The sequence below is a fragment of the Flavobacterium hercynium genome (genome assembly GCF_002217285.1).
Classification (GTDB): Bacteria; Bacteroidota; Bacteroidia; order Flavobacteriales; family Flavobacteriaceae; genus Flavobacterium; species Flavobacterium hercynium.
The window spans coordinates 108,750-128,547 of sequence record NZ_MUGW01000020.1 but is presented as its reverse complement, the minus strand read 5'-3'; the positions used below and the strand labels follow the sequence as shown (position 1 = coordinate 128,547).

The following is a 19,798-nucleotide window of genomic DNA, read 5'->3' as shown; positions in this document are numbered from 1 at the left end:
TTTTTATTTAATTAATAATTTCCTCAAATAATAAAATCCACTTTTTTACTATTTCTTTTTCAGAAAAAATATCAGTATTCATTTTAGCTTTTTTACCAAAATCTTGTCGTAAATTTTGATTTTCAATTAACATAGAAATTTTATCGATAAATTCATCAGCATTATTATTTTCAATTAAAAAACCACTTTCATTGTTTCTAACAATTTGACCAGGACCTTCTGGGCAATTGTAAACGACAATAGGTAAACCAAAGCTTTGTGCTTCCAATAAAACCATTGGAAATGCTTCAAAGTGAGATGTCATAATATAGATAGAACTATCTACATAATAAGTTTCGATATTTTGCTGCATTCCTTCTAAAATGATAAAATCTTCCAAACCAGACTCTTTTATGAGTCTCTCAAGTAATTCTCTTTCTGGCCCTTCTCCCACTATAACAATTAACCAATCTGAAAATTTCTCTTTTAGTTTAGTAGCTATAGGAATCAATCGCTCTAATCCTTTCTCCGAACTTAATCTACCAACCATTAATATTTTCTTTTTCGTCAATTGAGATAGAAATTCTGGTTTAAACGAAATTGCATTAGGAATAATTGAAACTTTAGAATATTTAATAAAACTCTCTTTTGCTTTTTGAGATAATACTACAATTTTATCCAAATATGGATAAGTCAATGACATAAAAAATCTAGAAATTTTTGGTATACTTGAATATACAATGTGTTCACAAGCAATAATTTTTAATTCTCTCTTATTTCTAACAAAAGGAATTAACCAATTATTATTGTGACCTGTAGAAATAATAATATCAATATTATTATTTCTAAAATAATTACGTAATAAAAAAACAGTTTTTACACTCCATTTTATTTTAGATAACAAACCGATATGTAAAGGTTCATTATTTAGAAAATCAACTTCTACTCTTCTATCAATTTTGTAATAACTTTTTTTGTTCGTAGTCTTTGTTAAGCTTACAATTTTTACAATATTATATTTTTTGCAAAGCATATTCGCTAGCGTAACTACAGCTCTCTCAGTACCTCCTGTTCTTGAAATATCGGTTATTAATATTGCTATATTCATCTTAAACGAGCTTTTTTTCTTGAATTATTATAAACTTCGATACAAAAAATAATAAATAATCCCCAAAGTAAATATCTGCTAAAAAAGAAAAATTCAGCCCGGACAAGAAAAACAGAATAAGAAATCATGATCGTATATGAAATCAAATAGTAAATATTACTTTTCGCTAAATATTTAATCTTAGCAATGTATCTTCCCAATAGAAACATGAAAAACATTACACCTATCATACCAAATGACATGTATAAATCAGCTATAATATTTGTTCCAAGCCCCAATTCACTTTCTCCACCAAGAGAAATTTTTGTAATAATAGATGCCGAAGAAGCATCCCAAGGATTAATTCCAAATATTGAAAATATTATACTTTGAGCAAAAGGAAATGGTGCAAGCAAAACTGCAAGCATTGATTTACCAAAAGTTAATCCATTAACATCTACATAATTAACTGCTACATAAGTATTTCTATTGTTAATAATAAGATCCATTACAATATCTGCAAGCCCCGACAGATCCCCTCCACCTCTCATGATATTTACAGCAAACATTCCTATAACTCCAATGAATACTAAAACAGCAAAACTGATAAAACCTATTTGTTTATAGAACATTGTAAATAATGCACAGCAAATCAATATTATTTGAAGAGGAAATGTTCTACTACCGGAAAACAAAATCAGTCCAATAAAAATAATTGTATATAATACTAAAGTCTTATTTATGTATTTTCTAATAATTTTTTTTTGGTCTTTTATATATAAATTATTAAACTGTAATGCCAAAGCACAAAATAAAAAAGCAGGCGAAAAAGCCCAAAAATAAGAAGCTAGTCCAGATGCTTGTATCTGTTCACCAGAATATGCTCCTCTTAAACTAGCATAACCTCCAGAAACAATAAATAATATAAATGAAATTGCCGATACAATAGAAAGTCTTGTTATACTATTATAGATTTTATTTTTAGGAGCCTTAATATTTGTTTGATCTCTGAATGATATACTTCCTAAAAAGTAAGCTTGTATTCCTAATAGTGAAAGAGCAGTTGATCTAGAAATAACATTTTCATTAAATTCATATTTAAATGCAAAATATTTTAAAGGATCACTTTGAAACATAAATACAGGATAAAAAAACATCACAAAAAAAAATGAAAACATAAAAATTAAATCAAAATCAAAATAATTTTTTTTATTTTTTGCTTTTAAGAATAAAAAAGAACTTATCAAATATTGTACTAAACAAAACAAATTAAACTCGAAATGATAATAACGAGGCGCCAATAAAAACAATAAAATTGACTCTATAAACAAAACCGTAAAAAGTAATCTATAAATTATATTATTCATTCTTTCAATTATGTATTCTTCTAATTTACCTAAAATATTTTAAAATCAAAAAGCATCCTATTTTAACTAATTTATTGGTTTTTGAAGATGATGAAGGTATATCTTTTATATTAAACTTTTTCACATTAGACGTTATTCTGACATTATAAATTATAGCAAAAAAATCTAAAAATTTACCTTTCCATGATTTATTATATACTAATGCATTTAAACAAAAAGTAAATGTAATTTCAAATAAACCTCTTCTAAATCTTTTTTGTACCTCATTGTTAATCATATTTTTATCAAACAAAAGCATCATAATTTTATCATACATAATAAAATATTTCGAGACTAGATCTGCTTTATAAGATGTCATTGTACTCCCATGACGAATACTATAATGATAAAGAACTTTTGGAACAAAAAAGAAACTTGGGTTAGATGAAAATAGCGTTAGATTAAAAAGTTTATCTTCGTATAGAAAAATCCTCTCACTCTCAAACTTTAGTTCTAATTTCTGTAAATATTCTCTTTTATAAAGTTTATCACAAGGAGAATTTGAGGAAAAAAGTTTTATTGATGGAGCTATACTCTCATTTATTAAAAAATCAAGATCAATTAATTTTGATTCAGGCATTATTGGAGCCTCTGAAATTCCATTTGGAAAATCATAAATTAAATTACAGCAAATTAAATCATACTTTTTTAAATATGTCACAGCATACATTGATTCATACATATCTGATTCAATCCAATCATCACTATCAACAAAAGCGATGTATTCCCCATTTGCGAGATCAATACCTCTGTTACGAGTTAGCCCTTGACCAATATTTTTTTTATTTTGATAAACTCTTAATCGACTATCCTGGCCTGCATACTTACTAATAATTTCAAAAGAATTATCGGTTGAACAGTCGTCAATACAAATGATTTCAATATCATTTAGAGTTTGAGCTAAAATACTGTCTATACATCTTTCAAGGAAACATTCAACATTAAAAACAGGAATTATAACTGAAATTTTCACGGGAAATAAATTATTCAAAAATCTGGCGTTTAAGAGCTTCTAAATATTTTTTACCCCATTTTAAATCGGGTTCCATATAATTTCCTTCTGCCCATTCATTCCATGATTTAATAAAAATAATTTTATTGTCTGCTTTTTTATTCTGAATAATATTAACCGCTTCTTTTACATGGCTTTCAAACCACTCAGGAGTAGATCCAGTCATTACAAGACCTTCCTTCCCACTTCTTGGAGTGTGATCCCAACCAGGAATAATACTCGGAAATATATGTTCCTTTTTATCTTCCTCTGGTACAATAAAATATTTAGACATAATCTTATATGGAATTGCATAAGCAGAAGCTGTACCCCAAATAAATTTTTTAATTCTACTCACAGCCTTTTCAGAAAAAGAACGATAATTAATTATATAATTATTTAATCTGGTAGTATTAACTGCATCTACTCCTGTATCTTCTATTTGCTTTAAACTGTTTCGCAAATCATTATGATGACCAACAAAAAAGAATCCTGGCAAATTATTCTCTATAGCTAACTCCTTCCAAACCTCCATAAAAACTGAAATCTCCTTACTTGCCAATGGTTTGTATATCATAAAGAGTAATTTATCATTTACTTTAATATATCTTTCATCCTTGAATGAAGAAAGTAATTCATAAAAATGCGCTTTATAATCTTCTAGTCCTGGATACAATTGTTCAATTAATATATTTCTATTATTAAGACCATGATCAAATCCTTTCCATGTTTCATTTGCCCATGCCAAACAAAAAGGAAAATTAGGCTCTCCAGAACTTACAACTTCATTAAATGGTCTCTCTATTAATCTCTTCCCATTTCCAAACCAATAATGCCAATAACAAAATCCTTCAACACCATATTCTCTAGCCATATCGGCCTGCGATTGACGAACCTCTGGCACCCGTAAGTCGTAATATCCTAAATCAGCAGGAACTCTCGGTTGATAATGTCCTCTAAAAAGAGGTTTTGCTTTACCCACATTTGTCCATTCTGTAAATCCTTTCCCCCACCATTTATCATTTTCAGCGATGGGATGATACTGCGGTAAATAAAATGCGATAACTCTTGCTTTTTTCCCCATTAATTAAATTTCTCTTATTATTTTTGCAGGATTACCTCCAACTACACTATTTTTAGGCATCGATCTTGTTACAACTGCATTAGCACCAACTATACTATTTTCTCCTATAGTGACTCCTGGCAAAACTACAACTCCTTCCCCTAACCAAACATTATCTTCAATAATGACAGGTCCTTTACTAAAAAGTTTTCTTTGAGCTGGCGCTAACAATATCGCTTCTGAGTTAATTTTTCCATGTGAATGATCCGAAATATAAACCTTACTTGCTATTAAAACATTGTTACCTATGAAAATTTTATTTATTGCTCCAATATGACAATCTTTTTGTATCGAAACATTATCACCTATACAAATTTCAGGTTTAAACTTATCTCCATCAAATTCCTCAATAGCATCTAAGCGTAATCTTTCATCAATTCTTACATTATTACCAATCAAAATATTTCTACCTCCTACTAAATACAAAGGAGAGGAAACAAAAAAATCATCTCCTACTTTTATATCACTTGATATCCATATAGAATATATTTGATTGTATCTAAATTTGAGTCTAATTGATAACTTATTAGAATAAAAAAAGTAATAAAATTTAATTATATTTCTAATAATGAACTTAATCGCAAGTTTCATTTTTAATGTATTTTTTAAGTATTAGCAGACAATATAAAATAAGCTTCCTTACTAATTTCTAAAAAGAATTTATAATATCAAATATTGTTGCGTGAAGTGCAAATATTATTTTCTTTTAATTTTTTTAAACAAAAATTCTTTAATATCTATAATTTTATTAAGATTAATATAACTATAAAAGATTCCAATAATCATTATACATAAACTAATAGTATATTGAGAATAAGCTGAAAAAAAACTAACATTTAATAATGCTAAAATAACAAATAGTCCAAAAATGATAGTATGTTTAATATTAACTTTACTAAATTTAAATTCGGACAAATATATTGAAGTCCAGTACGTAAGAAGAAATCTAATAGCACATGCAATCACATATGCAAATCCTATAATTTTAAAACCATAAGAATCCCATCCAAAATATAATATTACAAGAAATATAACATTCCACAAGCTTTCAATTACGAAACTATACATTCCTTTACTTTTTGCCAAAAACATAACACCTAGAGACCATGATATAATTGTAAAAAAAGTACCTGCAATAAGCCATTGTAAAACTGGTATCGCAAGCATGAACTCTTTACTGTATAAAATTGTAATAATAAAATGAGCAAAAACTATAATACCCATTATCATTGGAGAAGCAACTAAAAATGCAATTTCTAATTGTTCATTAATTAACCTATTAACAGCTTTATTATCTTGATTTACTTCAGTAAGTCTTGGAAAAAAATCAGCCAACATAGCATTTAGAATTATTCCCAGATACATTGTAGCAATCATCCAACAGGCCTGAAAACATCCAACCGCATCAATATTCATTTTCTTTAATAAAAAAGTTCTAACTAAATAAAGAGTTATAGAAGCCATAATTCCAGTTACGGTAATAAAAAAACCTAGCTTAACCATTCTAGTCCCTCCAGCAAATGTTTCTTTAAAGGAAAGATTAACTTTTTCTAATTTAACATTTCTGGTAAACCACCATGATAAGGCAAGACTACCTAAACTTGTTAAAACTATGCCTGGTACAATTCCATTAATCCCTAATATCCAGTATAAAGGCACCGTAATAATTGTACCTAAAATAGCTCCATAAAATGTCGCTTTTGCCATTAAGTTTATTTTTCTCAAACCTTGGAGTAATGCAAGTTGCCCTCCAGAAACACTTATAATCAAAATTGCTATGGAAGTACTGGCAATACTAATAGCATAGGAACTATTTCCAAATGAATATATACTTAAAGGAACACAGAATATAATAGTCAAAAAAGTTCCCAATATTCCTGTCCAAAATGCCCATCTTTTTAGGATTGTAATTGCCGTTGAAATCTTAATTTTATCATCAGTTGCATTACTTTCTGCAACATCTTTAATACCACTAAAATTTATTCCAAAACCTGTAGCTTGTCTAACTAAATCGATAATACTTTGTAGAACACCCAGATATCCAATACCTACAGGACCTAACAATACGGCCACAAATTTAGTTCTAAGTATGCCGATTAAAATAGATGCTATTTGTGCTCCTCCAACAATACTAGTACTTTTAAGTATTTGCTTATGCGATTTTATTTCTTCTGGCATTATTTTTTTAATTTATTATAAATCATTGCGCAAATGATTTTCATGTTTGATATTACACAAATGTAAAATTTAAAAAATACACTTAAAGGTAAATCACTTTTTATGAAATTTTTACAAAACAAAATATCATTTTTAATTAATTCTAGAAGAGAAACTTTTCTTGTAGCAATAAAATAATGATCACATATCGAAATATCATTTAAAATACTTTTAAAATCAACCGTAGTGGCTAACAGACCTTTTAGAAAAATTTTCTTAAGTACTCTGTTTTTTTCTTTTAGCGTTAAATTTAAAGAATATAGATTTTCGCTATATATCAAAAATTCCTCAGATCGCTTTGATGGGAAAAAAAATATCTCATTTTCATTTGTATAAGTAAATGATCTTATTTTGCCGCAATCTTCTTTTGTTTCGGTAAAAAAGGCAGGAATGTTGATGATTTTAGACTTTCCTAATACTGACATTTCAGCATTAATTAACTCTGCATAAAAACCGAATTTTTTATTTTCATTAAATATCTGATTAAGAACAGGTAAGTTTTTTAAAGCTTCAGTTTTATAAAACATTCCAGATGGATGCGCAGCTAAATACGACATGTTGTATACTGAAGGAAATCCTTTTTCAAAAAAAATATCAGTTTTTTTTTCAGCCGCATTTAATACACAATGACCAAATAATACATCTGAACTTTTAATATTATCCAACAAATCTCCAATTCTCTCAAACTTTATTCTATCCTTATCTAAACACAAAAAACAATATTCTCCATTAGCAATCACTAATGCTTTAAACACATTTTTTATTCCTCCTATATTTTCATTATTCCGTACATAGCTTAGTCGATTATCGACAATCTTATTAAATAATGAATTTGTCTCATCAGTAGATGAATTATCTAATACAAGAACTTCAATTTCGTCTCCCTTATATTGTAATATAGAATTAACTAACTCAATAACTTTATCATCCCTATTATATGTTGGAATGCAAATACTAATTATCGGTTTTTTAAGCATAAATTTAAATTAATTATTTTTTTAATAAAGACTTAAATTTATTTTTAAAAGCAGTAAAATAAGCCCAAACCACTAATTTATAATAACTGTTCTTGGAATAATAAACAGCTAGACTTTCTTTAATATTATCTAATTGAAAAGTATAGTCATTTTTTAAAATTTTCGTGTTTTGATACCAAGATATCAAAAAATCGAAATACAAGTCTTTTTTTATTTTATTGAAAGTCTCATTTGAAAGATTCCCTTCTAACGTAGCTTGCTCAATCATTCTCAAATAATCTACAGCAAATGTTTTAAATAAATCATATCCTCCTTTTTTAGATACTTCCTGATTATTAAAATAAACCACATCATTTTTAATATATGATTTTTTTGAATATTGCAATAAAAACAAAGAGGTATGAGGAAACATTTTATTTACTTCTACATTTGATATTTTATCAAAATCTTTTTTCCAGATGGAGAATCCTGAACTCCAAGAATTCCAGAAAGATAATTCCGAATTAAATTCATCAAATGAGTTATACTTTTTTAATGAATCTTTCCCCAAATTTGTAAAAAAAACTAAAGGCTTCATAACATATTCTCCTTTAATAAAAGCCATCAATTGTGTCAATCCCTGATCTGTAAAAGCTGTATAATTATTATGCAATTTCAAAAAATCACCCTGTCCTAATTTTAAGGCGTTTATAGAATTTAAGAAACCTTCGCAATTAGTTTTCCTGTAAACAATATTTGGATATTTCTTATAATCATGTAATAAGTCGATCAATTCATCATTTTTTGAATTATCAGATAAGACTATTTCAAATTCTGAAAAATCTACTGTACAATTATTGTAAATGCTATCTAATGTATTTTTTAATATTTCTATACGACCATTAGTAGGAATACATATAGAAAGGTATACATTTCCCATAATTTATCTATTTTTACTTTTTAACTCTTCTGCTTTAAAAAAATCACTAATTCCAGTTTCTAGTAAAATTCTCGAACTATCAGCTATAGCATTAAATTTATCCACATTTAATACTAAAACTGGAACATCAATAGTTCTTGCTTCAGAATATTCAATTTCAAAATCTAAGTTTGTGCATTTTTTTAATATAGTAATAATTTCATTAACCGAATGACCTACACCACTTCCTAAATTAAATACTTCATTATTTTTATTACTGTTAATAATTTTTACTGCTCCTTTAGCTAAATCATCAATATGTATATAATCTCTAACAACATTACCATCTCCCCAAACTTTTATTCTCTCGCCATTAAGAAGGTGCCCAATAGACGTAGCAATTAGACCTTGTTTGCCAAATATATTCTGACCGACTCCATAAGGATTAGAGGGTCTAAAAATAAGAAAATCAAGTTTCGATTTTCTACTCTCAAACATAATAGAATCTTCAAGTATTAACTTTGATTGCCCATAATACGAAATAGGCTTCCTTTTATCGTTTTCAGAAAAGCATCCACTATCATCAACACCATAAATAGTCCCTCCAGATGAAAAAAAAATAAATTTAATCTTAGAAATAGCAAAAAATGGAAGTAATTTAATTGTTGGTTTAATTATTTCGTCAAACTCATTAATGTAATCCTCTAGAGTGCTTGAAGGAATTAAAGTAGAAGCTAAATGTATAACTGTATCAATAGAATCTTCAATTACAATTTTTTTTATTAAATTCAATTGATTTAATTTCCCACGATGAACCTTAATATTTGGACTGGCTAAAATCAAAGAATTATTAGCTTTTGGAATACCTAAAATAGAAATGTTATAACTACCGTTTATTAATTGTTTCACAATATTAGAACCAATAAATCCTGAACCTCCAATTAATAACACATTTTTCATAAAATATAAACGCTTATATTATAAAATTAAGAGTTCAAATATTCACGAATAACATTTGCTATGTAATCATAATGTGATTCATTTAATCCTGGCCATACCCCTAACCAAAATGACTGGTTCATAATTGTATCTGTATTTTTTAAATCTCCAACTATACGATGTTCAATATTTGCGTACGCAGGTTGTCTTAGTAAATTACCTCCAAATAATAAGCGTGTACCAATTTTATTTTTTTCTAAGTGTTGTACTAACATATGTCTATCGTTTGCATCACCCTCTCTAAGAGTAAGTAAAAAACCAAACCAAGAAGGTTCAGAATTTAAAGTTGGTTCTGGAAGTATAAATACTTCTTCAAACTCTTTCATACGTTCATATAATGCTGTATAATTCTCTTTACGACGTTGTACAAACTTATCTATTTTTTTTATTTGAGATACTCCAAAAGCTGCTTGCATGTCAGTAACTTTTAAATTAAAACCAATATGAGAATATGTATATTTATGATCATAACCATAAGGTAATGTACCTAATTGTTGTCCAAATCGACATCCGCAAGTATCATCTTTTCCTGGTTCACAATAACAGTCGCGTCCCCAATCACGGAAACTCTCTGCCAATTTTGAAAGAACAGGATTATTTATTAGAACAGCTCCACCTTCGCCCATTGTAATATGATGTGCCGGATAAAATGAGAAAGTAGAAATATCACCAAAAGTACCCGTTTTCTTTCCATTATAAGTTGCTCCTAATGAATCACAATCATCTTCAACTACCCAAAGATTATATTTTTTAGCCACACGCATTACTTCATCCAAATCAAATGGATTCCCTAAAGAATGGGCAATCATGATTGCCTTTGTTTTAGGACTTACAGCAGCTTCAATCATATCTGCCTTTACATTATGTGTAGCGATATCTACATCAATAAATACTGGTATTGCTCCAAATTGAATTATAGGATTTATTGTCGTAGGAAATCCTGCTGCAACAGTGATAACTTCATCTCCTGGCTTAATAGCTCTATCTCCTAACTTCGGAGATGTCAAAGCATAAAATGCCACCAAATTTGCAGATGATCCAGAATTAACTAACAAAGATCTATGTGCTCCAAAATACGCTGCAAAATCTGCCTCAAATTTATTAGCAAAGCGGCCTGCTGTTAACCATCCATCAAGCGCTGCATCAACTCCCATTAAAATATCCTCCTCATCAAGAACTTTACCAGTAACAGGTATATAATTTTCTCCCGCTATAATAATTTGGGTTGATTTTTTTTTCGCAATTTCTCTTAAACTATTTAATAAAGAGTCTTCTTTTATATTTTGTAACATATCACTGACTGATTAAATCTTACTTTTTTAATTATTTATTTTTTTGTTTAATTGATTCCATAGTATCGTTCTATTGATAGCTTCATCAATTGTAAATGTTTCACTAACATTTAAATCTTTTGTTATTTTATTAGTATTTGGAACCAATTTAGAAATACTCAAATAATTTTCTTTTGAGGATCTTGATAAAACTTCCATTTTAACAGTTGATTGACTTTTTATTTTTAAAGCTAACTCATTTAAAGATATTGGAACATTACTTCCCAAATTATAAATATCTCCAATATTAGCAAGAATTAATGATCTTAAAATATAGTATGCCATGTCACTTGCATATAAATAACTTCTTTCTGTTAAACCATTTCCTAAAATTCTTATCGGCCCACCTAAGATTGCGTCTCTTATAAAACTATTAATTGCCCAAGGTTTTTCTAAATTCTGATATGGTCCAATAAAGGCAAATGGTCTAAGAATCACTATTGGTAATCTTAAATTATTTTTATAATAAGAACATAACGTTTCTGCTATCCTTTTAGATTCCGCGTAACAATTATTTACATTAAGTGCTTCAAAGGGACCAAATGAATTCTCAGTTATTTGTTCTTCATTTTCATTTTTTCCATAAACCTGATGTGAACTTAAATGAATTATCTTTTTTAAACCCTGAATTCTTGATGCTACATCTAATAAAGATTGTGTTCCTTTATAAAAAGTTTCAATCGTTTTTAAAGGATCCGACACATGTTCTCTATTGTCAGGAGACCCTGCTGCATGTATTATATAATTTATATCATTAGGTAAATCATGTAAATATCTAACATCTTGCTCTATAAATTTTACAAAAGTTTTTTCTGCTAGATGAGGAACTTCTTCTTTAAATTTAGCAATATCTCTACCTAATAAATATACCGTAATATTTATATTATTAGTAAAGTTTATGTAAGATATCATTTCAGTTAACCACTTACCAATAAAACCAGTCCCTCCAGTAATAAGAATTGATTGATTCTCTAAAATCGAAAAACTATCAATATCCACACATGAAGTCTTACAATCCTCAAATACAATTTTATTTTTAGCTAAACTCATTATTTTCGATTTCTAATTAAATCCATCACTACTTCAATAATAATATCTTCTTGACCTCCAACAATTCTTCTTTTACCTAATTCACGATAAACATCTCTTGGATCCACTTCATATTCATTTGAAATTCTGGTAACGTGTTTAGCAAAACCAGAAAAAACACCTGATAAGCCACTAACAATACTATCAGATTTAATAGTTGGTACAGTACTCATTATTTTTTTCTCGGCTATATCTGATGCATCAAGAATTTTATATAAATCGACTCCAGTAATATAACCCATTTTTTCTAAAACAGCAATTAGAACTTCTAATTGTGCATTTCCAGCTCCCGCACCAAAACCTCTTGCAGTTCCATCTAGAATTTTAGCACCAGCTTCAATGGCTGTAATGGAATTTGCAATCGCCATTCCAAGGTTATTATGTGCATGAAAACCTACCGGAACCTTTAATCCATTAACCAACGCTGAAATCTTTTCTTGGACATCTGATGGCAAATAAGCACCTGCAGAATCCATGATTATTATTCCTTCTGCGCCATATAATTCCATTTTTTGAGCTTCTTCAACTAGAACAGATGCAGAAGCCATATGACTCATCATTAAAACCCCATATGCTTCTTTTCCTCTTTCCCTAACATAACCTAAATGACGTTGTGTAATATCTGCCTCGGTACAATGCGATGCAACTCTAATAACATCAACTCCAATATCTATAGCATTAACTAAATCACGCTTTATTGTAGCAAATCCAGGAATAACATGTATACCTAACTTACTTTTGTTAAGATGTTTCCTCGCAGTCTCTAAAATAGTTTTATCATCCTCTTTACTCAACCCTACTTGCAATGAAGATGCACCTAATCCGTTACCATGTCCTACCTCGATAATAGGCACTCCTGCATTATCAGCTGCATTGCAATAAATCGCAATTTGTTCAGCACTTAGTTGATGTGCACAAGCATGATTTCCATCTCGTAATGTAGGATCACTAATTAATATTTGCTTAATCATGAAAATTTATTTGCTATTATTAAAACTTTTAGAATATTGCTCAGCTACTGCTATCGCGGCACAATTTATAATATCTAAATTACCAGCGTATTTAGGTAAATAATCTCCTAAGCCTTGGGCCTTAACCATAATTACTATTCTTCCATTTTCAAAAACAGGTGGAACTAATAAACTATAACCAGGTACATATTCTTGTATTTTTTTTATCATAATGTCAATCTCTTCTTGCAAATACTCCATATTAGGATTCTCTACTTGCGCAAATATAGTTGTCTGCATATCTATACATGGATCAGCCGGATTAAGATTTAAAATAGCTTTAGTTCGTTTAACATTAGAGAAATGTTTAATACCATTTTCGGTAGTATCAACATATTCATCTAAATTTAATCTTGTAGCAGGTCCAGCACTTCTCGACGCAATGCTAGAAACAACTTCAATGTATTCAACATTTTTCTGGGTCTTACCTATCACATGTGCTATAGGAATTGATGCTTGACCACCACAAGTAATCATATTTACATTTCTATGTTCAATAACTTCATCTAAATTTACTGCGGGAATACAAAATACACCAAGTTTTGCCGGAGTCATGTCCACAACAATTTTACCTAACTTATCTAAAATATCCCAATGTATTTTAGCATCTTTAGCGGATGTTGCATCAAAAACTAAATCTACCTGATCTGAATTTTTTACGATTGCATTTATACTCTCGTCTGAAACTTTTACTCCCATCGCGATAGCTTTTGCCATACCTGGTGAAGATAAATTTCTTCCAATAAATAAAACACATTCCAAAAATTCAGAGCGCTGAATTTTTATTAATAAATCAGTACCTATATTTCCACTCCCTAATATCGCTACTTTTAATTTTTTCATATTTTATATTTTAAACTTCAATATTAGATGACTTAGGATGTAAACCATTTAACATGTTTTTTTCTAACTCATCTCTTGAAATAAATGGAGATAAATCTTCCAAAGGAGGAGATATTAGACTACCATCACTTTGAATTGCCAAACCTAATTTAGGTACAAACAATTGATATGGATGCATAAAAACTTCGCATATAACAGGGCCTGAAATTTCTTGCACTTGAGGAACAACAATGTCAAAATCTTCCCACGATCTAATTTGAAATGAAGGCATTTCAAAAGCTTTAGCTAACGCACTAAAATTAGGACATGTTACTCCCGAATTACTATCTACACCCGCTCTTCTTCCATTAAAAAGTGCGTTTTGAGTATGTTTGATCATTAAGTAGCCATCGTTATTAAAAACAAATAATTTTATAGGTAGTTTATAATGAACTATAGTTTGTAATTCCTGCAAATTCATCATCATTCCCCCATCACAATTTAAACATAAAACTTCTCCTTTTCCTCGAGCAACTGATGCACCAATTGCAGCAGGCAAACCATACCCCATTTCTCCGAGCCCTGTTGAAGTCATTAATCTCTGATCTTTACCAATTCTTAATACTTGGTGTCCGCTTAAAAGAGCTGTCCCCATATCAGTTGTTATATGCTGATCTGGTTTTAAGTGAAGATTTAATTTTTCCATGAATTGATAGGAATTGATAAAACCATCTTTGTCAGGATGATCATCAGAATTAAACCACGGATATTTAGATCTATAATTATTACAAATTTCAATCCAATTTAAAAAGTTAAGAGACTGACCTAATTCTTTATCAAGCATTTTTTTGATAAAAATACCGGCATCAGCATTTATAGAATATTTGTATCTTTCTTTATATTTATTCAATTCAAATTTATCGATATCTACAACAGCTATATCTGCATCTCTAGCCAATTCATTAATATCATATCCAATTTGAGAGATAGCCATCCTTGTACCAATACAAATTAAAAGATCACAATTTTGAAGAATAAAATTTGCACTCCTTTGTCCATATGTACCTGCTCTTCCATAAACTAATGGATGATTGGAGTCTATTGAATCTATTCCTGCCCAAGTAACTAATGCTGGTATCCCGTATTTCTCTAATAATGGCTTCAGTAAACTTTCGGCGTTTGCCAATCTTATTCCATTACCAAACCAAAATAAAGGTCGTTCAGCTTTTTTTATAGATTCTACAAGTAATTCTACATTTTCCGATAAACTTAAATCTGAGTCTAAATTTAATTCCGGAAGCTCTGAAGTTTCAAAATGAATTACATCTCTTTCTTCAATGTTACTTGATTGCAAATTCATAGGTATATCAATCCAACATGGCCCTGGTCGACCATGAGTTGCTATTGCATACGCTTTTTCTAATTCGTAAACTACTTTATTTGTTTCTAAAACATTTGTAGCATATTTAGTTACCTTTTCAACCATTGACGGGCTGTCGTAACCTTGAACACCCCACATTCTCAAATCCTTATGTAATTCGACAAATTTTGAATGTTCATTACCCGATATAATTATTCCAGGAATGGAATCAGCCCAAGCACTAACAACACCTGTAATACCATTTGTTGAGCCTGCTCCCGTTGTTAGAATTGCTGCTGTAACTTTTCCATTAGTTCTATAATAAGTTTGCATAGCCATGCAAGCGGCTTGCTCATGATGAACGCAGATTATTTCAGTATATCCTTTTTGTTGAATGGAATCGAAAACATGAGCATTTCCTGCCCCTATAATTCCAAAAACATGCTTTATCTCATTATTTATTAAAAAATCAGCTATTAAATCACTTACTTTTATAATATCATTCATCATTACTTTGTTTAAAATATTCTATTAAAATGAATTGTTTTTTTTATACTAGTATTAATATCAGTGTAGATCTTTAAATTTAACTCATTGAGTGCTTTATCTACATTTGGAACATATCTCAAAGTATCTTTCCCTGATAAAGGTGTTTTAATGATTACATTAATATCTCTATCAACACTTTCTTGTGAAACATAATCTGCGAGCTGTGCTATACTAATAGAGTGATTTGAACCAACATTATACGGATTGTTATCTTTTCCATTAAATAAAATTGTCCATAACCATATTACCAAATCAGCAGAGTACATATATGATCTATGTGGAGTACCATCACCTTTTATAATTATGTCTTCGTTATCTAAAAGATTTTTTATAAAATTACCAGCTGCGAAATGGGCATCTAATGCTAGAAAAGGTCCAATAAAAGCATAACATCTTGCAATTTTAACTGGTAAATTGAATAATTTATAATAAGAAGCACATAAAACTTCAGCTATCCTTTTACCCTCAGCATACATAGAATTTGAATCTGAAATAACGGGAGATCCTAAATAATCTTCAGAAATATTTTGAATATCTGAAGGCTGTTTTCCATAAACTGCTCCACTACTAGTTAACAAAAAGGATTTCACTTCTTTGAGTTTTGCAAAATCTAAAATCCTTTTTGTTCCATTAACAATGGTTTCAAACATTACCAATGGTTGTTCATCATTTAACTTAATACTTGCATCTGTAGCTGCATGAATTATATAATCAACAGGAGCATCAATAAATTTAAAATTATTAACATCACCTTCTAAAAAACTTATTTCAGGATATTCCAATACCCATTTATGTTTACTTAAAAAATTACTTTTGTTACGAGTTAAAATTATCATCTTTGAGTTAAGCTCTAATTTTCTATTTACGAAGATAAAACTCATTAATAACCATAAACCAAAAAAACCAGTTCCACCAGTAAGAAATATTGTGCTATCTTTCAAATCGCCCCAAACTTCTTTAGTATTATGGAATATTAAATCTAAATCATCTTTTAAATAATGTAACATGCTATAATAATATGCAATTATATTGTGAAAAAATGACTAATTTGTTTTGAAGTAAAATCTGAAATCATTTTCGGATTATCAAAAAAGTTTTTGTACCAATCAATTGTCATATTTACGGCATTTTCGGCATTCATTTTTGGTTGCCAATTTAGCTCTGTAACAGCCTTACTAATATCTAACTTTAAGAGTCCCGCCTCATGAGGTAAATGCTCATCAAATTCGATTTTATAATCTCCTTTACCCCAGCTTGCTATAGCTAATTTTAGCATATTTTCCACAGTTAATGCATCAGATAAATTAGGCCCAAAATTATATGCTTGATTAAAATCTAACGGTTTCTTAGATAAATTTGCTCCTAATAATAGATAAGCTACTATTGGTTCAAGTACATGTTGCCAAGGCCTAACCGATTTTGGATTTCTTATAACAACAGCTTTATCATAAGCAAAAGCTTTAGCAATATCTGGAATTAAACGATCTTTAGACCAATCTCCTCCACCAATAACATTACCCGCTCTAGCAACCGCTATCGCTTTTTTATGAATTTCGTAAGTTTTATTATTAAAAAAAGAACTTCTATAAGAATCTATCAACAATTCAGCACAAGCTTTACTTGCACTATATGGATCATATCCTCCTAAACGATCATTTTCACGATAAGGATAAATCCATTCGTTATTTTGATAAACTTTATCTGTAGTTATAAGTACAATTTCACATTTATTTTTTAATAAACGGACGCTATCAAGAACATTTGCAGTTCCAATAACATTCACCTCAAAAGTTTCAGCTGGAATATCATATGATAATCGCACTAAAGGCTGAGCAGCTAAATGAAAAATAAAATCTGGTTGAAAATCAAGGATTTCCCTCTCTAAACGTGTTTTATCCCTTAAGTCTGCAGTAACAGAATCACAGATAGAGCTTCCATTTATCAAATAATATAAATCATTTTCGGTATTTGGCTCTAATGCATATCCCTTTATTGTAGCACCTAACAAAGATAAAGTTTTCAACATCCAAGAGCCTTTAAAACCAGTATGTCCAGTTAAAAATACTTTCTTACCCTTATATGATTTCTTTAGTTCTTCAAACAATAATGAATTTACCATGTTTTCCATTTTGCATTTCCAGAATTCCACATTGCTTCAAGTTCGACTCTGTCTCTTAAAGCATCCATACATTTCCAAAATCCATAGTGTTTGTAAGCAGCTAACTGTTGGTCTTTTGCAATAGCTCCTAGAGGCTCTTTCTCCCACTGAACATCATCAACATCATTTTCAAGATATTTAAAAACACCCGGTTCTAGAACAAAAAAACCACCATTAATCCACATTCCATCTCCAACTGGTTTTTCAATAAAACTATCGACCTCTCCATCAGCACCAATTTCTAAATTACCAAAACGTCCAGGTACTTGTACACTAGTTAATGTTGCTAATCTGCCATGTGTTTTATGAAACTTGATCAACTCAGACAAATTAACATCTGCAACTCCATCTCCATAAGTAAGCATAAAAGTTTCATCTTTAACATACTTTTGAATACGTTTTAATCTTCCTGCTGTATTTGTATACAAACCTGTATCTATCAAAGTAACTTTAAAAGATTCTGTTTCGGAATAATGAACATTTATATTGTTATTTGCTAATTCAATTGTCACATCAGAATTATGCAAATAGTAATTATAAAAATATTCTTTAATATAGGTAGCCTTATAACCTAAACAAATTATAAATTCATTATAACCATGCTGTTCGAACATTTTTAAAATATGCCATAAAATAGGTTTTCCTCCAATTTCAACCATTGGTTTTGGTCTAGCCTCAGTCTCTTCCATAAGACGAGTTCCAAAACCACCTGCAAAAATTACTACTTTCATTATATCGTCGTTATTATTATATTTTTATACAAACATCATTAGTTAAAGGATAACTACAACAAAGCAAAACTTCATTATCCGCTAAATCAGTTCTAGGTTTTTCAAGTCCAATCATTTTTATTGATCCTGACATAACAGTAGCTTTACATGTGCTACAATTTCCAGTTTGACAAGAATATGACAACTCCAAATTTGCTTCTAATGCTTGTTCTAATATTGAAGTCCCTTTTTTTACAAATATTTTATTATCAATACCTTGATAATTCAAAAGTATTTCATGATTTTCTATATCATTGAAATCCTCAGGATTTTTAATTATTTCAAAGTCTTCTGAGAAAACATTATCAAGATTCCCTTCAATTTTTTGTAAAGCTTCTTTAATAATACTTTTAAGACCGATAGGGCCACATATAAAATGCTGAGTAGGTTGATGAATATGATTTACTAAATTCTCTATAAAATTTAAATCAATTCTTCCACAGAAATTATATGAATTATCTTCAAAAAATTCTTCTTCCGAGTAAAAATTGTAAATTCTAAATCGTTCAGAATATTTTTTTGTCAATTCTTGAAGTTGATGTTTAAAAATTACAGATGAAGTAGATTTATTACCATAAACCAAATGAATATTAACTAAAGGCTTATTGATCAGTAAATCTTTGATCATAGAAAATAATGGAGTTATACCACTACCTACGCCCCAAAAAACAATTGAATTAGCAGAAGAATTTAAATCTAATACAAAATCACCCAAAGGTTCTTGAACTTCAATTATATCATCAACTTTAATATTATCATTAATATAATTTGATACAATTCCTCCTGGTACACGTTTAACAGTTACATTAAGTGTAGTGTCTAATAAAGGAGTTGAAGAGAATGAATATGGTCTAATGTATCTTCTACCATTAATTCGAAATTGAAGAGTTAAATATTGTCCTGCTAAATATTTGATTTTTTTTAGCCCTGGCTGTTTAAAACAAATAGTAACTGTATCATTGTTTTCTTTACGAACTTCTTGAACTTTTAAAGTGTAATTTTTCATTTTTTAACCCTAATAAACTTAATAGA

Annotated in this window: 18 protein-coding genes; all 18 read right to left on the bottom strand. The window is 29.2% G+C overall.

Annotation, left to right across the window (positions count from 1 at the left end):
• Positions 1-7: 7 nt before the first annotated feature.
• Positions 8-1,087, bottom strand: coding sequence for a glycosyltransferase family 4 protein (locus B0A66_RS10515; RefSeq protein ID WP_089049791.1), 1,080 nt, complete (start codon positions 1,085-1,087; stop codon positions 8-10).
• A complete protein-coding gene (locus B0A66_RS10510; RefSeq protein WP_089049790.1) occupies positions 1,084-2,433 on the bottom strand; it encodes an O-antigen polymerase in 1,350 nt (449 codons plus the stop codon). Before B0A66_RS10510 ends, B0A66_RS10515 begins: the two co-directional genes overlap by 4 nt.
• Positions 2,434-2,458: 25 nt before the next feature.
• Positions 2,459-3,463, bottom strand: a complete 1,005-nt coding sequence (locus B0A66_RS10505; RefSeq protein ID WP_089049789.1) for a glycosyltransferase family 2 protein — start codon at positions 3,461-3,463, stop codon at positions 2,459-2,461.
• On the bottom strand, positions 3,456-4,547 hold the full coding sequence (locus B0A66_RS10500) for a glycosyltransferase WbsX family protein (RefSeq protein ID WP_089049788.1): 1,092 nt from the start codon (positions 4,545-4,547) through the stop codon (positions 3,456-3,458). The genes B0A66_RS10505 and B0A66_RS10500 overlap by 8 nt, the downstream gene beginning before the upstream one ends.
• Positions 4,548-4,550: 3 nt before the next feature.
• Positions 4,551-5,177, bottom strand: coding sequence for an acyltransferase (locus B0A66_RS23195; RefSeq protein ID WP_089049787.1), 627 nt, complete (start codon positions 5,175-5,177; stop codon positions 4,551-4,553).
• Between the two features lie 105 nt (positions 5,178-5,282).
• Positions 5,283-6,764, bottom strand: coding sequence for an oligosaccharide flippase family protein (locus B0A66_RS10490; RefSeq protein WP_089049786.1), 1,482 nt, complete (start codon positions 6,762-6,764; stop codon positions 5,283-5,285).
• Complete coding sequence (locus tag B0A66_RS10485) at positions 6,764-7,780, bottom strand: glycosyltransferase family 2 protein (RefSeq protein ID WP_089049785.1); 1,017 nt, start codon at positions 7,778-7,780, stop codon at positions 6,764-6,766. The genes B0A66_RS10490 and B0A66_RS10485 overlap by 1 nt, the downstream gene beginning before the upstream one ends.
• Before the next feature lie 13 nt (positions 7,781-7,793).
• Positions 7,794-8,699 carry a glycosyltransferase family 2 protein gene (locus tag B0A66_RS10480; RefSeq protein ID WP_089049784.1) on the bottom strand — a complete coding sequence of 302 codons (906 nt, stop codon included), beginning with the start codon at positions 8,697-8,699 and terminating at the stop codon, positions 7,794-7,796.
• Positions 8,700-8,702: 3 nt separating this feature from the next.
• Complete coding sequence (locus B0A66_RS10475; protein ID WP_089049783.1) at positions 8,703-9,638, bottom strand: NAD-dependent epimerase/dehydratase family protein; 936 nt, start codon at positions 9,636-9,638, stop codon at positions 8,703-8,705.
• A 26-nt stretch (positions 9,639-9,664) separates the two neighbouring features.
• Positions 9,665-10,969, bottom strand: a complete 1,305-nt coding sequence (rfbH, locus tag B0A66_RS10470; protein ID WP_089049782.1) for a lipopolysaccharide biosynthesis protein RfbH — start codon at positions 10,967-10,969, stop codon at positions 9,665-9,667.
• A 27-nt stretch (positions 10,970-10,996) separates the two neighbouring features.
• Entirely contained in the window at positions 10,997-12,058 is a 1,062-nt protein-coding gene (locus tag B0A66_RS10465) for an NAD-dependent epimerase/dehydratase family protein (RefSeq protein ID WP_089049781.1), read from the bottom strand.
• A complete protein-coding gene (gene dmpG, locus B0A66_RS10460; protein WP_089049780.1) occupies positions 12,058-13,068 on the bottom strand; it encodes a 4-hydroxy-2-oxovalerate aldolase in 1,011 nt (336 codons plus the stop codon). The genes B0A66_RS10465 and dmpG overlap by 1 nt, the downstream gene beginning before the upstream one ends.
• Positions 13,069-13,074: 6 nt before the next feature.
• Positions 13,075-13,950 (bottom strand): acetaldehyde dehydrogenase (acetylating), encoded by an 876-nt coding sequence (locus tag B0A66_RS10455; RefSeq protein ID WP_089049779.1) that lies wholly within the window; start codon positions 13,948-13,950, stop codon positions 13,075-13,077.
• Positions 13,951-13,960: 10 nt separating this feature from the next.
• The gene (locus B0A66_RS10450) at positions 13,961-15,796 is read right to left on the bottom strand and encodes a thiamine pyrophosphate-binding protein (RefSeq protein ID WP_208862578.1); all 1,836 of its coding nucleotides are present in this window, start codon (positions 15,794-15,796) and stop codon (positions 13,961-13,963) included.
• Between the two features lie 11 nt (positions 15,797-15,807).
• Positions 15,808-16,845, bottom strand: coding sequence for an NAD-dependent epimerase/dehydratase family protein (locus B0A66_RS10445; protein ID WP_089049777.1), 1,038 nt, complete (start codon positions 16,843-16,845; stop codon positions 15,808-15,810).
• 17 nt (positions 16,846-16,862) lie between these two features.
• Positions 16,863-17,957, bottom strand: a complete 1,095-nt coding sequence (rfbG, locus tag B0A66_RS10440; protein ID WP_089049857.1) for a CDP-glucose 4,6-dehydratase — start codon at positions 17,955-17,957, stop codon at positions 16,863-16,865.
• Complete coding sequence (gene rfbF / locus B0A66_RS10435) at positions 17,951-18,727, bottom strand: glucose-1-phosphate cytidylyltransferase (protein ID WP_089049776.1); 777 nt, start codon at positions 18,725-18,727, stop codon at positions 17,951-17,953. The genes rfbG and rfbF overlap by 7 nt, the downstream gene beginning before the upstream one ends.
• A 16-nt stretch (positions 18,728-18,743) precedes the next feature.
• Positions 18,744-19,772, bottom strand: coding sequence for a ferredoxin--NADP reductase (locus B0A66_RS10430; RefSeq protein WP_089049775.1), 1,029 nt, complete (start codon positions 19,770-19,772; stop codon positions 18,744-18,746).
• Between the last annotated feature and the right edge of the window lie 26 nt (positions 19,773-19,798).

Bases quoted from the DNA above. Each gene is read 5' to 3' on its own strand.
- B0A66_RS10515 (WP_089049791.1), bottom strand. From the start codon at position 1,087: ATGAATATAGCAATATTAATAACCGATATTTCAAGAACAGGAGGTACT.
- B0A66_RS10510 (WP_089049790.1), bottom strand. From the start codon at position 2,433: ATGAATAATATAATTTATAGATTACTTTTTACGGTTTTGTTTATAGAG.
- B0A66_RS10500 (WP_089049788.1), bottom strand. From the start codon at position 4,547: ATGGGGAAAAAAGCAAGAGTTATCGCATTTTATTTACCGCAGTATCAT.
- B0A66_RS23195 (WP_089049787.1), bottom strand. From the start codon at position 5,177: ATGAAACTTGCGATTAAGTTCATTATTAGAAATATAATTAAATTTTAT.
- B0A66_RS10490 (WP_089049786.1), bottom strand. From the start codon at position 6,764: ATGCCAGAAGAAATAAAATCGCATAAGCAAATACTTAAAAGTACTAGT.
- B0A66_RS10485 (WP_089049785.1), bottom strand. From the start codon at position 7,780: ATGCTTAAAAAACCGATAATTAGTATTTGCATTCCAACATATAATAGG.
- B0A66_RS10480 (WP_089049784.1), bottom strand. From the start codon at position 8,699: ATGGGAAATGTATACCTTTCTATATGTATTCCTACTAATGGTCGTATA.
- B0A66_RS10475 (WP_089049783.1), bottom strand. From the start codon at position 9,638: ATGAAAAATGTGTTATTAATTGGAGGTTCAGGATTTATTGGTTCTAAT.
- rfbH (WP_089049782.1), bottom strand. From the start codon at position 10,969: ATGTTACAAAATATAAAAGAAGACTCTTTATTAAATAGTTTAAGAGAA.
- B0A66_RS10465 (WP_089049781.1), bottom strand. From the start codon at position 12,058: ATGAGTTTAGCTAAAAATAAAATTGTATTTGAGGATTGTAAGACTTCA.
- dmpG (WP_089049780.1), bottom strand. From the start codon at position 13,068: ATGATTAAGCAAATATTAATTAGTGATCCTACATTACGAGATGGAAAT.
- B0A66_RS10455 (WP_089049779.1), bottom strand. From the start codon at position 13,950: ATGAAAAAATTAAAAGTAGCGATATTAGGGAGTGGAAATATAGGTACT.
- B0A66_RS10450 (WP_208862578.1), bottom strand. From the start codon at position 15,796: ATGAATGATATTATAAAAGTAAGTGATTTAATAGCTGATTTTTTAATA.
- B0A66_RS10445 (WP_089049777.1), bottom strand. From the start codon at position 16,845: ATGTTACATTATTTAAAAGATGATTTAGATTTAATATTCCATAATACT.
- rfbG (WP_089049857.1), bottom strand. From the start codon at position 17,957: ATGGTAAATTCATTATTGTTTGAAGAACTAAAGAAATCATATAAGGGT.
- rfbF (WP_089049776.1), bottom strand. From the start codon at position 18,727: ATGAAAGTAGTAATTTTTGCAGGTGGTTTTGGAACTCGTCTTATGGAA.
- B0A66_RS10430 (WP_089049775.1), bottom strand. From the start codon at position 19,772: ATGAAAAATTACACTTTAAAAGTTCAAGAAGTTCGTAAAGAAAACAAT.